The following is a 14,325-nucleotide window of genomic DNA, read 5'->3' on the forward strand; positions in this document are numbered from 1 at the left end:
GAAGCTGGCGCAGGATCTGCTCAAGCAGGCCAATTATAAGGGCGACCCGATCCCGTACCGCCTGCTCAACAACTACTACACCAACCAGGTCGCGACCGCAGGCCTTGGCCTCGCCATCGCGGAAGGCCTGGCCGGCGCGGGCTGCAACATTGTCCTGCACGACCTCGTTGCGCCGAAGCAGCCCGCGGACGACCTCAGCGCCCGCTTCGGCGTCGAGGTCATCCCCGCCGCTGCCGATCTGTCCGGGCGCGACGACATCGAGAGCATGATGGTCGGCCTGCTCGGCCGCTGCGGAGCTATCAACATCCTTGTCAACAACGCCGTTGTCAGGCATTTCTCGACGATCGAGCAGTTTCCACCCGATCGCTGGGACCAGGCGCTCGCTGTTAACCTGTCGGCGCCATTCCACCTGATCCGCCTTGCGCTGCCCGCGATGAAGCAGCGCGGCTGGGGCCGGATCATCAATATCGGCTCGATCTATTCGAGCCGCGCGGTCGAAGATCGCATCGACTACGTCACGACCAAAGCGGCAATCCTCGGCATGACCCGCGCGGTGGCCATCGAGACCGCCCGCAGCGGAATCACCTGCAACGCGCTCTGCCCGGGTACGCTGCCGACGCCGGCGATCCTGAACAAGATCGCGACGATGGCAGCGAATAGCGGACGCCCCGTCGATGACGTGACCCGCGAATATCTTGGCGAGCGCCAGCCGACGCAGCGCTTCGTCGAAATGGATGCGGTCGCCGCCATGGTCATCTTTCTCTGCGGCACCGCGGCAAATGACATCACCGGCGCCAGCCTGCCCATCGACGGCGGCTGGTCAATCGCATGAGAGCATTGGAATGGGAGTGCTGAGATGACCGAACAACCAGGCCAGACCGTCGTCCTGACCGGCGCTGCCGGCGGCATGGGACGTGCCATCACCAAGGCGCTGCTGGACAGCGGCCGCCGCGTCGTGCTGGTCGATCGTGACGCCGAGGCGCTTCAGCAGCTGGCGGCCACCGTCGGCGACAGGGTGTTTCCGATTCAGCTCGACGTCAGCGATTCCCGGAACGTGGATAGTCTGCCGGAGGCCATCCCTGCTCATTTCAAGCCGGTCGAAATCCTCATCAACAATGCCGGGCATGACATCGGCGGCCGGACACGCTTCGACGCCGGCTCCGCCGACGACTGGTCCAACATCATCCAGACCAACCTGATTGGCCTGATGCGCGTCACCCGCGCGATCCTCCCCGACATGGTCAAGCGCAACGCCGGCCATATCGTCAACATCAGCTCCATCAACGCCGTCCGTGTAGTCCCGGATATGGCGGCCTACAGCACCAGCAAGGCGGGCGTGCACATGTTCACCGAGACCCTCCGGGGCGAGCTGGCGGACACCGCGATCCGGGTCACCGAGCTCCAGCCCGGCCTAACCAGGACCAACATCATCCTGACCCGCTACCGCGGCGACAAGCAGAAGGAAAAGGACTATTTCGACCAGTTCAGGATGGCGCTTGAGCCGGCCGACATCGCCCGCTCGATCGTGTTCGCCCTGGATCAGCCCGCCCACGTTCAAATTGCCGAAATGATGATTCTGCCTGTAAACCGGTATTGATCATTCCAACCAAGGCCCGGACATGGAAAGACGCCGCGAATTGCAGTCGACACTCCGCATCGATGACGTACCGACCGTCCGAGCGATGGTGGCGCAAAAGCTGCGCGAGGCGATCATGTCCGGCACGCTGAAACCGGGCCAGCGCCTGGTCGAGCGCGAGCTTTGCGAGATGATGGGCGTCAGCCGCCCCTCGATCCGCGAAGCGCTACGCGCCCTCGAGGCCGACGGGCTGGTCAATACGGTCCCTCACCGCGGCCCCGTGGTCTCCACGATCAGCCTGGAGGAGGCCCGGCAGCTCTACGCCGCCCGCGCGGTGCTCGAAGGCTTCGCCGGCCGTGAATGCGCCAGGCTTCACGACCCGGAAGTGGCTCGCCGGATCGGGGAAGCCCTGACCCGGCTGAAGGCAGCCGCAGCCAAGCAGGACCTCGTCGGATGCCTGGAAGCCAAGACCGACTTTTACGCCGCTCTGATCGGTGGCTGCCGCAACGCGTTCATCGAGCGCATGCTCAAGCCGCTGCATGACCGAATCCAGCTGTTGCGGATCACCTCGATGTCGCAGCCGAAGCGGATCAACAAGAGCTTGCGCGAGGTTACCGCGATCTGGCGCGCGATCCAGAACGGCGATGCGGACCTCGCCGAGCGCTGCTGCGTCGACCACATCAATGCGGCTGCGGTGGCCGCGCTCGACATGATCGAAAAATCGTCGGCAGCCAAGGAGGCGGCGCCTTCCGACGACTAAAACATTGCCGCCAGGGAGTGTTCGATGACGTATCTCGTACGATCGCTGATCCTGCTTGTCCTGCTCTATCCCTGCCGCGCAGCCATTGCGGAAGACTACCCCACCCGCCCGGTCACGATGATCGTGCCGTTCTCAGCTGGCGGTCCCGGCGACGTGATCGCACGCATCCTCGGCGGCGCGATGAGTGCGACGCTGAAACAGTCGATCGTGATCGAAAACGTCGTCGGCGCCGGCGGCACGCTCGGCACCAACCGTGTGGCCAAGGCGGCCCCCGACGGCTACACGCTGCTGCTGATGCATGTCGGCCAGGCCACAGCACCGGCCCTCTACGCCAAGCTGCCGTTCGATCCGGTCGGCGATTTCGCCTCGATCGGGCTCGTCACCGACGTCCCAATGATCCTCGTGGCGCGGTCGAACTTTCCTGCCAAGGATCTCAACGAGCTGATCGCGCAGATCCGCAACGCCGGCGACAAGATCACCTTCGGCAATGTCGGTCTCGGCTCGGCCTCACAGCTCTGCGGTTTGATGTTCATGAGCACCACCGATACCAAGCTTACCCCGATCTACTACAAGGGCGGCGGCCCGGCGCTGAACGACGTCATCGCCGGCCACATCGACGTTTATTGCGACCCTGCAACCGGGCCGACGCCTTATATTCAGTCGAACACGATCAAGGGCTACGCGATCACGAGCAAGAAGCGGGTTGCAACGCTGCCGAACGTGCCGACCTCGGCCGAGGCCGGCCTTCCCGCGTTCGACGTGACGACCTGGTATGGCCTCTACGCCCCGCGCGGCACGCCGAAGCCCGTAGTCGACCAACTCGTCGGCGCGCTGCAGACCGCGCTGAAGGATCCCGCCCTGATCAATCGGTTTGGTGAGCTCAGCATGTCCCCGGTTGAACCCGAACGCGCGACGCCGGAAGCCCTTGAAGCCTTTCTCAAGGCTGAGATCGGCAAATGGGGAAGGATTATCAAGGCAGCCGGCATCGAGCCGCAATAGGTTAGTTAGAGCGGATCGACCCCGTTGCTAACTGTAAAAGATGCCTCCGTCCACGTTGAGGGCTTGGCCGGTCACAAACGCAGAATCGTCAGACGCAAAGAACGCAACGGGCCCGACGACGTCCTCCGGCTGCCCGAGCCGGTGTAGGTCCGTGACCTTCTCGAAATAGGCGACACGCTCGGGATCGCGGAGATTGTTCATCCCCATCTCCGTCACGATGATGCCCGGGCATACGGCATTGACCGTGATGCCGTAGCCGCCGAACTCCATAGACGACACCCGGGTGAATCCGACCACGGCCGACTTCGACGCGGCATAGTGGGACTGTCCCGGACCGCCCGTCCGTGCGGCGAGCGAGGCGATGTTGACGATCCGCCCGTATTTGCGCTCCTTCATATGTGGCACCACGGCCTGGGTCATCTGGAAGACGCCGCGCGTGTTGACGGCGAAGGTCTGATCCCATGTATCCGTCGTCAGCTCGTCGATGGTCGCCAGCCTGAGGATGCCCGCATTGTTGACGAGGACATCGACGTGCCCGAGACCCTGGACGGCTTCAGCCACCGCACGCCTGCAATCGCCGATATCGCTGACGTCGCCCAGCACCGGGATGCAGCGGCCGCCAAGCTTGCCGACCTCGGCGACGGTCTCGAGCAGAACCTTCTCCTGGGCCGCGATGTCGGTCAGCGCGAGATCGTAGCCTCGCTTGGCAAGGCCAGTGGCAATCGCACGGCCAATGCCGCGGCTTGCCCCCGTCACGATCGCATGTCGGGCCATGTTGCGTTCTCCCCTGTTATTTCCAATGAATGTTGGTTCTTTACCGGCGTTGAAAAGATCAGGCGCGAGCCGGCTTGCGGACTGGCAAGGTGTTCATGGCCTTCACGGTTTCCTCGAAGGATACGAGATTGGCGCCCGAACCCAGCCCCGTCGCGACGATCGCGGCCGTCGCGGTCGCGAGCTTGGCGCAGTCGAGCAGGTCCCAGTCGCGAGCCAGCCCCGCGATGAAGCCGCCCGTATAGGAATCGCCGCATCCCGACGTATCGCGAACGGCAACGTCGAACGCCGGCACCGTGAACTGGCGTCCGTCGCGGGTCATCACGAACGAGCCGTCGGCGCCGAGAGAGATGGCGCAGGCCCCCGCCCCCTTGTCGATGAAGAACCGCGCGCATGCGGCGGGATCGTCGGTTCCCACCATGGCACTGGTCTCGTCGATACTCGGCATGAAGAAGTCAACGTAAGGCAGCAGAGGCTCGACCAGCGCCAGCGTCTCACGCCGCGCCTGGATGAGATCGAGCGTCGTCGTGCAACCAGCGGCTTTCGCGTCCTGCAGCAATGCGACGGAAGGCGCTCCATCCATCGCAAGTAGAGAGCCGACCCCGCCGAGATGGAGAATTTTGCTCCGGCATGCGGCTACTTGCGTTTCGGGCGCGATCCGCCATCGGGCTGAGGCGCCCCTCGCATGCATGACCGGACGCGAGCCGTCGGGCCGGATCGGCAAAATCGTTGCAGAGGTTGGAGCGCCGGTCATTCGCTCCATCAGAGCGATATCGATGCCTTCGCGCTCCAGCGCGTTCAGCATCCAATCAGCCTTCTCGTCGGAGCCGACGGCACCAACCGCGAGCGCCCTCAAGCCGAGCCGCGCGCAAGGAACGACCGTTCCGCCGGCCGTGCCGGCGACCGCGAGCCGGATTTCCTCGATCAACAACCGGCCACCTCCGGGTGGGATCTCGGTAACGGGGACCCCGAGAATATCCAGGATGTAAGTGCCGCAGACGCTGACGTCGTGAGTGTAGGCCATGAGTTCTCGCAAGGCAGGGGATTATTCGTGATCTAGCTCGACAGCTGGGTAATCTTGGGCGCGCCCTCGCTATCGCGCAGGCCGTAATGCCCCCATCGCTTCAGGATGCTGTCGATCTCCTCGTCCGGTAGCAGCGGAGGAGAGCCGAGTTGAAGACAGCCGTGATACTGCTTGGCGAGCACCTCGACCTCCACCGCGAGCCACAAGGCTTTGCGCAGGTTGGGACCGATGGCGATCAGCCCGTGATGTGCGAGGAGGCAGGCGCGGCGATAGCGAAGCGCGTTCAGGGCCGCCTGCGACAGTTCGGCCGTACCATATTGCGCATAGGGCGCGCAGGGGATGTCGTTGCCGCCGGCCGCGGCAATCATGTAGTGAATCGCAGGGATCGAGCGATTCATGATCGCGATGATGGTGCAGAAGACCGGATGGGCGTGAACGACGGCGCCGACCTCCGGCTTCGACTTGAGGATGTCGAGGTGAAAACGCCATTCGGTCGACGGAACATTGCCGGCCGATGCAGTCCATGAGCCGTCCCACTTCATGGCCACGATGTCTTCGGGCTTCATGCGGTCGTAGGGAAGACCGGACGGCGTCAGCAGGATGCCGTCGTCGGCTCGAACGCTGATGTTTCCGGACGTTCCCTGGTTGATGCCTTGCGCCGCCATCTCGCGGCACGCGTCGATGATGGATTGACGAAGTTCGAGCTCTGCTTCGCGGCCGGTCATACCTTGCTTCCACCCTGGTTCATGCACTTGCTCCGAGCTGGACCTGACGGTCGACCAACAGCCAGGTGGCTCGCGCGGTCGCCAGCACCTCCTGCTCGGCATCGAGCAAAGCACTCTCGGCAAACAACTTGCGGCCTTCCCGCCCGGTCGGCCACGCCACCACCGCACATCGATCTCCGGGACGCGGCCGGCGTTCGATCCGAGCGGCCATGCGTCCGAGCAGCGCCGTTTCGTCGCCCTTCAATCCCAGGTGACGGGCGCCAACGCTGCAATAGCCGGTCGGGCAATCGAGAGCGGCCCAGACGAATTCGGGCGCGACATGGCCGTCCGCACCGGACAGGCTCCCATGAGGTACCCAGGAGGCCGCGAACACGACGGGCTTGCCCGGGACAGCGCCCGCCTGCAGCGGGCCTGCGAAGATGCGAAGACCATCGCCGTGACCACGCGCGGGGCCACAGACAAAACAAGTCGGAAGGTTATGAGTCTGCTCTTCGTAGGGTGTTCGGCCGGCCGCCTCTTCGGCCGCCTCGTAGCTTACCCTGGGAACGTCCGGCACATCGATGTCTGTTGCACGCACCGTCGCGAGCAGCTTGTCGTTCTCGCGCAACTCGATCCCGCCGTCGGCCCCCGTCAGCACGTCGAGCGACCGCTCCAGCGGCGGCGGGGCGCGCAACGTCACTTCGGCGTCTCCACTGACGTGCCTTGCGAGACATCCGCATACATAACCGCCGTTGCCGGAGTTGGGTGGGCCCCGGAAGCGCCTGTCGATGACCAGCGATACCATTGCAGCTCTCGTTCGCGGCGTTTAGCGTCCCATCGCGAAGAACTCGTCGTTCGGACGCATGCTGGTGACGTTGGCGAGGCGGTTCGACATGCCGAAGAATGCAGCGATGGCTGCGATGTCCCAGACGTCCTCCTCGGTGAATCCATGTCCCTTGAGATCCACGAGGTCGGAATCGTCCACCTCATAGGCGCGCACCGAGACCTTCATCGCGAAATCGAGCATCGCCCTTTGCCGCGCGGTGATATCGGCCTTGCGGTAGTTGACGGCGACCTGGTCCGCAATCAGCGGATTCTTCGCGCGCACGCGCAAGATGGCGCCGTGCGCGACCACGCAGTACTGGCATTGATTGGCGCTGCTGGTCGCGACGACGATCATCTCGCGCTCGGCCTTGGTGATCGGCCCCGGCTTGTCCATGAGAGCGTCGTGATAGGCGAAGAACGCCCGGAACTCGTCCGGACGATGCGCGAGTGTCAGGAAGACGTTCGGGACGAATCCAGACTTCTCCTGAACGGCCTCGATCCGTGCGCGGATATCCTCCGGCAGCGTCGCGATATCGGGAACGGGAAAGCGGCTGATCGCGGTTGCAGACATGTTCCAAGCTCCTGTTAGACTGCCGCAAGCGCGACGAGCGTTTCCTGATAGGCCTCGAACGCATCGCGCCGATCGGCGGCGTAGGGCTCGACCCGCACCAGGCAGGTATGGGCCGAGCAGCCCTGGCCGAATTGAGACGTGCCGATGTCGAGCGTGAGCACGTTCGGATTGCCGGCGACCTCGAGGCCGCTATTGCCGGTCGGTGTGAACCAGGCGCCGGTCGGGAGCACAAGCACCCACCGGCGGACCTCGTCGCTGACCTCAGCAGTCGCAAGGCATTCCCCGCGGTCGTTCCAGATGCGGATCGTCTGGCCGTCGACGATGCCGAGAGCAGCCGCGTCGTCAGGATGAAGACGGGCCTGTTCACGGCCATTGCGTTTCATGACGCGGCTCGATGGGCCGGTTTCAAGCTGGCTGTGAAGACGGCCGGCCGGCTGATGCGAGATGAGGTGCATTTGGCCAGCTTCTGCAGTGCCGAGCCATTCGGCGGGCTCGATCCAGGCAGGATGCGAGCGGCAGTCGGGATAGTCGAGCCTGGCAAGCGTCTCGCTGCCGAGTACGATCTTCCCGCTTTCGGTGTTGAGCGGGTATTCCTCGGGCTCGTTGCGGAAGTCGGCCAGGAACGTGTGGTCTGCCTTGACCGGGCAGTGGGCATAGCCGGATTCCCAGAACGCATCGAACTCCGGCATGGCGAAACCAAAGCGCTTCGAAGCGTCGTCCCGGCAGGCTTCGTAGAGATGCCGGACCCAACCCATTTCGTCGCGGCCTTCGTTGAAGCGCTCGGCCACACCGAGCTTGCCTGCAATCGCGTTGAAGATATCGAAGTCGGAGCGGGCTTCGCCCAGCGGCTCGATGGCCTTCTTCATGGCCAGGATGAAGTCGGAGCGCCTGTTGCCGGCAAGATCGTTACGCTCGATCGACGTGGTTGCCGGCAGCACGATGTCGGCCCGTTGGGCTGTCGCGGTGAACATCGGGTCCTGCACGATGATCGTTTCGGGCCTCGTCCAGGCTTCCGACAGGCGGTTGAGATCCTGATGATGGTGGTAAGGATTGCCGCCCGCCCAATAGACCAGCCTCGTATCCGGATAGGAGCGGATCTCGCCTTCATAGCTGAATGGCCGACCGGGATTGAGCAGCATGTCGCTGATGCGCGCCACCGGGATGAAGCTGTCGATCGGCCTCTTCAGCTGTGAAATGGCTGGAGACTTGCCGAGATTGAGCGGGGCCCCGACACCTCCCAGCGAAGCATAGCCGTAACCGACACCGCCGCCCGGCAGCCCGATCTGGCCGATTATCGAGGCCAGTCCGAGCGCCGCCCAGAACGGCTGTTCGCCGTGATGGGCACGCTGCAGACTCCAGCTCACCGTCAACATGCTCCGCGTGTCGACCAGGCGCCTTGCGAGCTCGGCAATCTGGCCTGCACCGAGCCCGCAGATGCCGGCGGCCCACAAGGCGTCCTTTCGTCCGCCATCCGCCTTGCCTTCGAGATAGCGAAGAAGACGATCCGCGCCGCTGGTGCAGCGCGCAAGGAAATCCGTGTCGTGCCGGCCGGCCTTCACGATCTCGCCGGCGAGGCCGAGCATCAGCGCAGTGTCGGCGTTCGGCCGGATCGGCCACCATTCGGCATCGACCCAGTCCGGCAGATCGTCCTTCAGCGGTGAGACGTGGATGACCTTGACGCCACGCTCGACGATTTTCCTGAGATAAGTCTCGAGGCGGTGGCTGCCAATTCCTCCGGCCTCGTTTTGCGCGGTTCGTGGCGACAGAGCGCCGAACACCACCAGCGTCTCGGTGTGCTGCGCGATCGTGTCGAGCGTATTGGCGCGGCCGCCACACGCGTCGTCGTTGCCCAGCGTGTGGCGCAGGATCACCGGACCCGCCGCGATGGAATAGGTATCGACGTGCCGGGTGAAGCCGCCAACCAGATTGAGCATGCGCTTCAGAAGCGAAGAGGCATGATGCAGGCGCCCCGAATTCGTCCAACCATAGGAGCCCGCAAAGATCGATGCGTTCCCGAACGCGTCGGCGACGCGGCGCACTTCGTCGGCAACCAGCGTCGTCGCCTCGTCCCAGCTGACAGGAACGAACTTCTCTCGGCCACGCCCGCGGCGATCGCTGTTTTCGCGCTTGTCCAGCCAGCCGGAACGGACCATCGGCCGCAGCACGCGCCGCTCGGGATTTGCCCATTCGGCAATAGAATGGATGATCGGGGACGGCGCCGGATCGTGCTGGAACGGCTCGATGCCCACGATGCGATTATCCTCGACGAGGATCGTGTACGCACCCCAATGGCTGCAATGCGGGATCCGTTTGATCCTGCTCATGCGTCCACCGCTCCAAGTTCGCGCCGCATCTGCGCGGCGAACTCGGGATAGGTCTCGGCGAGTTCGTCGAACACGCGGCCGCGGAGCAGATCGAGTGTCGATCGATCGGGCAGCGCGGTCTGCCGCGGCTCGGCTTCATGCTCGAATCGAAAGCCGGTCGCTTGCTTGATCTCCGCAAGATCGTGCCCGGGGTGAACACTGTCCAGCTCGAACCCCGGCCGCGTCTTGTCGAATCGAAAGAGTCCCTTGCCGGTCAAGAGAGCCACGGGGCCGCCGCTCCGGAAGACTCCCTCGGGACTGACGCCGGGGGCACTGATGAAGTCGACCTTCTCGACGAAGACGCGCGGCGTATGCTCCTCGCGGAACAGGATGACCCGCGGCACGACGAAATAGAGATAGGCCGACCCGAACGAGCCGGGCCAGCGCACGCTGGAGCGCGGATAGTCACCGGTGCCGACGAGGTTGACGTTGCCAAGGCCGTCGATCTGGCCACCGCCGAGGAAGAACGCGTCGATCCGGCCCTGACCTGCACAATCGAACAGCTCCGCCGAACCGTTGGTGAAGAAATTATGCTCGACAGAACCGAGGATGGAGAGGCGTGGACCAACGGCGCCACGCGCCTCCTTCATTGCACGCAGCAGCATCGCGCCAGCGGCAGGAATCGGAGAGGAGGCGCCTACGGCAACATGCCTGACGCCATCGAGCAACCGCGCGATCGTGCAAATCAGCACTTCGCGAGGGAGAACGTCCGACATCACGCGGGCTCCATCTGCGCCTGCGCCATATAGGCCGAGAAGCCATCGGCCGTTCGCGCGACCTTCGCATAACGCGCGATCTCCGCGCTATCGGCGGGATACTCGCCCCATAAACCGTATGGCCATGCGCCCTTCGGTGCGCGCGCGACTGCCGTGACGTAGAGTGCCGGCAGCACGCCGGCCGCGCTCATCTCGTCGGCGAGCAGATTTTCCTCGACGATGCGCTCCACAGTGACGAGAACTGTCTGCGAAGCGTAGGCCATTGCGGCAAGCTCGCGGCGTCGCCCGATCCAGACATTGCCGAAGCGATCAGCCATCGGCACATGGAAGATCGTGACGTCAGGCTTGATGGCGGGAATCAGCACGATCGGATCGCCTCCATCCGCCAGCGGATTGTCGACGACGCGCCAATCGTCGCGGTGGCGCAGCAGATCCGTTCCGATCAGCCCGCGAAGGGGCATGAAGGGGCTGCCCTTCTGCGCCGCCATCAGGCCCGCATGGATGGCAGGACAGGTCGCGTCCTTCAGTCGAACCGCGCCTTCCTTGACCGCCGCGTTGAACCGGGGCGCTCCACCTGCTTCGCCCAGCGAGACCGCACTGGTCTCCACCGTCCGGACCAGACCTGCGCCGACAAGCTGGTCGAGCTGCAATCCGCCGGTTGGCACGCAGACCAGATCGAGATCGCCCGCGCCATGCTCGATCATTGGACGCGTCATGGCCATGGAGACGCCGGCGTAATCGACGGGCAGCGCGACGCGCATGCCCGGCTCGATGTGCTTCGCCATGACGCGAGGCTCGCTCAACACCATCATCCTCCCGGCTTTGTTCTATATTGTAGAACGCAATTCCAAATTATGTTAGGCGGATTTGGACGATGCTGTCAATCCGGCTTCGCCGGCGGAGCCTTCATTTCCAGGACTTTCGCGCGCAGCCGGCCGCAGCAGCGCACCTTTGCGCCGCGATCAGGCGGCGCGACTTGACAAGACGACGCGCTGCTCCAACAATAATTGGAATGACGTTCTATAATATAGAACATACTGGGAGGATAGAATGGGCGAGCCTTCGGCTCAGCGTGCGATGCGCTCTGGCGATGCGAACGTTCGGACATTGCCGACCGGCCGCCTCCGGGACCGCGACGCGTTCGGATCGAGCATTGCCGTCCGTGAAGCGGTGAAAGCTTACGGCAACTTTCATGCGGTCGACCGGATCAGCATCGACATCGAGCCCGGCGAGTTCATCACGCTTCTTGGCCCATCCGGCAGCGGAAAAACGACGCTGCTCAACCTTGTCGCCGGATTCCAGAGCCTCGACAGCGGCGAGATCCTCGTCGACGGCAAGCCGGTCCACAACGTACCCACGCACAAGCGCGGCTTCGGCATGGTGTTCCAGAGCTACGCGCTATTTCCGAACATGACGGTCAGCCAGAACGTCGCGTTTCCGCTTCGGATGGCGGGGGTCGACCGGGCGACTGCGGAGCGGCGCGTCGCCGAAACGCTGGAGATCATGCGGCTGACGGAGCATGCGACGAAGTCTCCCTCGCAAATGTCGGGTGGACAGCAGCAGCGCGTCGCGATTGCCCGCGCCATCGTCAGGAAGCCCAAGGTCGTGCTGATGGACGAGCCCCTCAGCGCCCTCGACCGGCGGTTGCGCGAGCAGATCCAGATCGAGATCCGCGACCTTCACCAGACCATCGGCAGCACGATCCTGTTCGTCACCCATGACCAGGGCGAAGCCCTGACGATGAGCGACCGCATCGCGGTACTCAACGCCGGCAAGATCGTTCAGATCGGCCGCCCCCTGGACATCTACCGGCATCCGACTGATCGCTTCGTCGCCTCGTTCGTCGGCGAGAGCAATCTGATCGAGGGTGAGATCCTGCAGAAGCGCGGATCGACACTGACGATGAAGAACCGTGCAGGATACGTGTTCAGCGCCGAAAGCCGGGACACGATCGACGTCGGACGCGCAACCGTGCTCGTGCGTCCGGAACGCATCGCGGTGTCGAACGAGCCGGCTGCGAATTCCACGCCCGTCAGCGTCACGTCTGCGATCTTCCTCGGCGAGATCCTGCGGATCGAGGCGCAAATGGAGGGCGGAGATCCGCTCCTGATCCGCTGCACCGACATGGCCGACCGGCCGCTGCCGGCCGTCGGCGATCGTCTGCACGTGAGCTGGGGCGCCGCGGATTGCTGGGTGCTTGCATGACCGCGGCATCGATCGGCACCCAGGCAGGCCGTCCTGCGGATCTCGATCTCGTCAGGAGGTTGAAGGATCCGGCGCTGCTGCTCCTGCCCGCGCTCGCGTTTCTGGCCTTCATCTATCTGCTCCCGCTGATCGATCTCATCCGCATCAGCGTGAGCGGGCCGTCGTGGTCGACCTATTTCGAGCGGGTGTTCGCCATACCGCTCTATTGGGATTCGCTCGTCCGCACGATGCAGATCTCGGTCACCGTCGCCGGACTGTGCCTGCTGTTCGGATATCCGACGGCGCTGCTCATTCACCGCAGCCGCGGCATGACCCAGGCCCTGATCGCGACCGCGATCGTGCTGCCCTATTTCATCGCCATCCTGATCCGAACCTACGCCTGGATGGTCCTGCTCGGCCGCAACGGGCCGGTCAACAAGCTGCTGGTTTCGGTCGGAATATTGAGCGAGCCGGTGCAGCTCCTCTTCAATCGCGGCACGGTGCTTCTCGGCATGACCGCGGTGCTTCTGCCGCTGATGGTGCTGACGATCTATTCCAGCGTGGCGCGCCTCGATCAAAGCCTGACCCGCGCGGCGCTGGCCAGCGGCGCCGGGCCCATTGCGGCGTTCTGGCGCGTGTTGCTGCCGCTGACCCTACCCGGGATGGGCGCCGGCTTCCTGCTGGTCTTCGTCGCAGCGATCGGGTTCTTCATTACGCCCACGCTGCTCGGGGGACCCGGCGACCAGATGTTTGCCATGCATATCACGCAGCAGGCGGACTCGGTCACATCGGAGGGATTCCTGCAGGCCTTGGGCGTGGTGCTGCTGACGATCACGCTGGCGGTGGTCGCGGTGGCCGGACGCTTCCTCGGCTTCGAGTTCATTTGGGGCGGCCGCAAGCTGACCGAGGCCGTACCGACGACGACTAACCGCTACGCCGCCGATGACGGCCGCCGTAGTTTCGGCGCCTCAGCTGCCGACTTGATAGGCTGGCCGCTTCTGAGACTTTTCGGACGACTGCCGGCGAGCTTCGGGACCTGGACGGTTCGCCTCATGGGCGGACTGGTCATTACCGTTCTCATCCTGCCGATCATCGTGGTGATGATCATTTCCTTCAGCAGCGCAAGCTATCTGACCTTCCCGCCGCCGGGCTTCTCATTTCGCTGGTATGAGCAGTTCTTCTCCGATTCGAACTGGATGCGGGCGTTCTGGACATCCTTGGTCGTCGCGGCGATGTCGGCCGGAATCGCGATCGTGCTGGGCGCGTCAGCCGCCCTCGGCATCGTCAGGAGCAGCATTCGCGGCAAGTCCACCATCATGCTGCTGCTCGTAAGTCCGATCATCGTGCCTCCGGTCGTGCTCGGCCTGTCGCTCTACAGCCTGTTCCTGCGTTTCGACCTGGTCGGCTCCGTCTTCGGCCTTGCCGCGGCGCATGCGATCGGCGGCCTTCCCCTCGTCGTGGTGATCCTGTCCGCATCGCTTCAAGGCGTCGATACAAGGCTCGAACAGGCGGCTGCCGTCCATGGCGCATCGTCCCTGACGGTGTTCCGCCTGGTGACGCTGCCGGCCATCATGCCGGGCCTCGCTGCAGCGACATTCTTCGCCTTCCTGCACTCGTTCGACGAGTTGGTGCTGACGCTGTTCCTGTCGAGCGCGGAGCTGAAGACGCTCCCGCTCATGCTGTGGGGCGACATCAATTACCGGCTCAATCCGGTGCTGGCCGTGGTCTCGACGCTGGAGGTGCTGCTGGTGGTCGCAGGGCTCGTCCTTGCACGGCCCGTTCTCGCCACGTCGCGGAAGGCAACGTGACACAGATCAATTTCAACTGGAGGA

The 14,325-nt window shown here is 64.1% G+C and carries 14 protein-coding genes; 6 read left to right on the plus strand and 8 right to left on the minus strand.

Annotated features, from left to right (window positions below; translation table 11 throughout):
- Positions 1–4 precede the first annotated feature (4 nt).
- Genes I6F21_RS28425 through I6F21_RS28440 form a run of 4 tightly spaced genes read left to right on the plus strand, consistent with a single transcriptional unit; the run spans position 5 to position 3,335 of the window.
- On the plus strand, positions 5–832 hold the full coding sequence (locus tag I6F21_RS28425) for an SDR family oxidoreductase (protein ID WP_225183864.1): 828 nt from the start codon (positions 5–7) through the stop codon (positions 830–832).
- 24 nt (positions 833–856) lie between these two features.
- Complete coding sequence (locus I6F21_RS28430) at positions 857–1,597, plus strand: SDR family oxidoreductase (RefSeq protein ID WP_225140413.1); 741 nt, start codon at positions 857–859, stop codon at positions 1,595–1,597.
- Positions 1,598–1,619: 22 nt separating this feature from the next.
- A complete protein-coding gene (locus I6F21_RS28435; RefSeq protein ID WP_050991723.1) occupies positions 1,620–2,336 on the plus strand; it encodes a GntR family transcriptional regulator in 717 nt (238 codons plus the stop codon).
- Between the two features lie 24 nt (positions 2,337–2,360).
- Positions 2,361–3,335 carry a tripartite tricarboxylate transporter substrate-binding protein gene (locus I6F21_RS28440; protein ID WP_225140414.1) on the plus strand — a complete coding sequence of 325 codons (975 nt, stop codon included), beginning with the start codon at positions 2,361–2,363 and terminating at the stop codon, positions 3,333–3,335.
- 27 nt (positions 3,336–3,362) lie between these two features.
- On the opposite strand, the gene I6F21_RS28445 is transcribed toward I6F21_RS28440, so the two are convergent.
- From I6F21_RS28445 to I6F21_RS28480, 8 genes are read right to left on the minus strand one after another with little or no spacing between them, the layout of a single operon-like run.
- Complete coding sequence (locus tag I6F21_RS28445) at positions 3,363–4,109, minus strand: SDR family NAD(P)-dependent oxidoreductase (RefSeq protein WP_225134998.1); 747 nt, start codon at positions 4,107–4,109, stop codon at positions 3,363–3,365.
- A gap of 58 nt (positions 4,110–4,167) precedes the next feature.
- On the minus strand, positions 4,168–5,130 hold the full coding sequence (locus tag I6F21_RS28450) for a sugar kinase (protein ID WP_109145145.1): 963 nt from the start codon (positions 5,128–5,130) through the stop codon (positions 4,168–4,170).
- 32 nt (positions 5,131–5,162) lie between these two features.
- Positions 5,163–5,855 carry an L-fuculose-phosphate aldolase gene (locus I6F21_RS28455; RefSeq protein WP_109145146.1) on the minus strand — a complete coding sequence of 231 codons (693 nt, stop codon included), beginning with the start codon at positions 5,853–5,855 and terminating at the stop codon, positions 5,163–5,165.
- Between the two features lie 19 nt (positions 5,856–5,874).
- On the minus strand, positions 5,875–6,639 hold the full coding sequence (locus I6F21_RS28460; RefSeq protein ID WP_225128717.1) for a hypothetical protein: 765 nt from the start codon (positions 6,637–6,639) through the stop codon (positions 5,875–5,877).
- A gap of 21 nt (positions 6,640–6,660) precedes the next feature.
- The gene (locus I6F21_RS28465; protein WP_036026687.1) at positions 6,661–7,230 is read right to left on the minus strand and encodes a peroxidase-related enzyme; all 570 of its coding nucleotides are present in this window, start codon (positions 7,228–7,230) and stop codon (positions 6,661–6,663) included.
- A gap of 14 nt (positions 7,231–7,244) precedes the next feature.
- Entirely contained in the window at positions 7,245–9,554 is a 2,310-nt protein-coding gene (locus tag I6F21_RS28470; RefSeq protein WP_225140415.1) for a molybdopterin-dependent oxidoreductase, read from the minus strand.
- Complete coding sequence (locus tag I6F21_RS28475) at positions 9,551–10,309, minus strand: CoA transferase (protein ID WP_225140416.1); 759 nt, start codon at positions 10,307–10,309, stop codon at positions 9,551–9,553. Before I6F21_RS28475 ends, I6F21_RS28470 begins: the two co-directional genes overlap by 4 nt.
- On the minus strand, positions 10,309–11,118 hold the full coding sequence (locus tag I6F21_RS28480; RefSeq protein ID WP_225140457.1) for a CoA transferase: 810 nt from the start codon (positions 11,116–11,118) through the stop codon (positions 10,309–10,311). The genes I6F21_RS28475 and I6F21_RS28480 overlap by 1 nt, the downstream gene beginning before the upstream one ends.
- Positions 11,119–11,359: 241 nt before the next feature.
- Between I6F21_RS28480 and I6F21_RS28485 the strand changes: the two genes are divergently transcribed.
- Positions 11,360–12,514: an ABC transporter ATP-binding protein gene (locus I6F21_RS28485; protein WP_225140417.1), complete on the plus strand. Its 1,155-nt coding sequence runs from the start codon at positions 11,360–11,362 to the stop codon at positions 12,512–12,514.
- Positions 12,511–14,301, plus strand: a complete 1,791-nt coding sequence (locus I6F21_RS28490) for an ABC transporter permease subunit (protein WP_225140418.1) — start codon at positions 12,511–12,513, stop codon at positions 14,299–14,301. The genes I6F21_RS28485 and I6F21_RS28490 overlap by 4 nt, the downstream gene beginning before the upstream one ends.
- Positions 14,302–14,325: the final 24 nt, after the last annotated feature.

The organism is Bradyrhizobium sp. NBAIM03 (assembly GCF_020194055.1).
Classification (GTDB): Bacteria; Pseudomonadota; Alphaproteobacteria; order Rhizobiales; family Xanthobacteraceae; genus Bradyrhizobium; species Bradyrhizobium yuanmingense.

Bases quoted from the DNA above. Each gene is read 5' to 3' on its own strand.
- I6F21_RS28430 (WP_225140413.1), top strand. From the start codon at position 857: ATGACCGAACAACCAGGCCAGACCGTCGTCCTGACCGGCGCTGCCGGC.
- I6F21_RS28435 (WP_050991723.1), top strand. From the start codon at position 1,620: ATGGAAAGACGCCGCGAATTGCAGTCGACACTCCGCATCGATGACGTA.
- I6F21_RS28440 (WP_225140414.1), top strand. From the start codon at position 2,361: ATGACGTATCTCGTACGATCGCTGATCCTGCTTGTCCTGCTCTATCCC.
- I6F21_RS28445 (WP_225134998.1), bottom strand. From the start codon at position 4,109: ATGGCCCGACATGCGATCGTGACGGGGGCAAGCCGCGGCATTGGCCGT.
- I6F21_RS28450 (WP_109145145.1), bottom strand. From the start codon at position 5,130: ATGGCCTACACTCACGACGTCAGCGTCTGCGGCACTTACATCCTGGAT.
- I6F21_RS28455 (WP_109145146.1), bottom strand. From the start codon at position 5,855: ATGACCGGCCGCGAAGCAGAGCTCGAACTTCGTCAATCCATCATCGAC.
- I6F21_RS28460 (WP_225128717.1), bottom strand. From the start codon at position 6,639: ATGGTATCGCTGGTCATCGACAGGCGCTTCCGGGGCCCACCCAACTCC.
- I6F21_RS28465 (WP_036026687.1), bottom strand. From the start codon at position 7,230: ATGTCTGCAACCGCGATCAGCCGCTTTCCCGTTCCCGATATCGCGACG.
- I6F21_RS28470 (WP_225140415.1), bottom strand. From the start codon at position 9,554: ATGAGCAGGATCAAACGGATCCCGCATTGCAGCCATTGGGGTGCGTAC.
- I6F21_RS28475 (WP_225140416.1), bottom strand. From the start codon at position 10,309: ATGTCGGACGTTCTCCCTCGCGAAGTGCTGATTTGCACGATCGCGCGG.
- I6F21_RS28480 (WP_225140457.1), bottom strand. From the start codon at position 11,118: ATGGTGTTGAGCGAGCCTCGCGTCATGGCGAAGCACATCGAGCCGGGC.
- I6F21_RS28485 (WP_225140417.1), top strand. From the start codon at position 11,360: ATGGGCGAGCCTTCGGCTCAGCGTGCGATGCGCTCTGGCGATGCGAAC.
- I6F21_RS28490 (WP_225140418.1), top strand. From the start codon at position 12,511: ATGACCGCGGCATCGATCGGCACCCAGGCAGGCCGTCCTGCGGATCTC.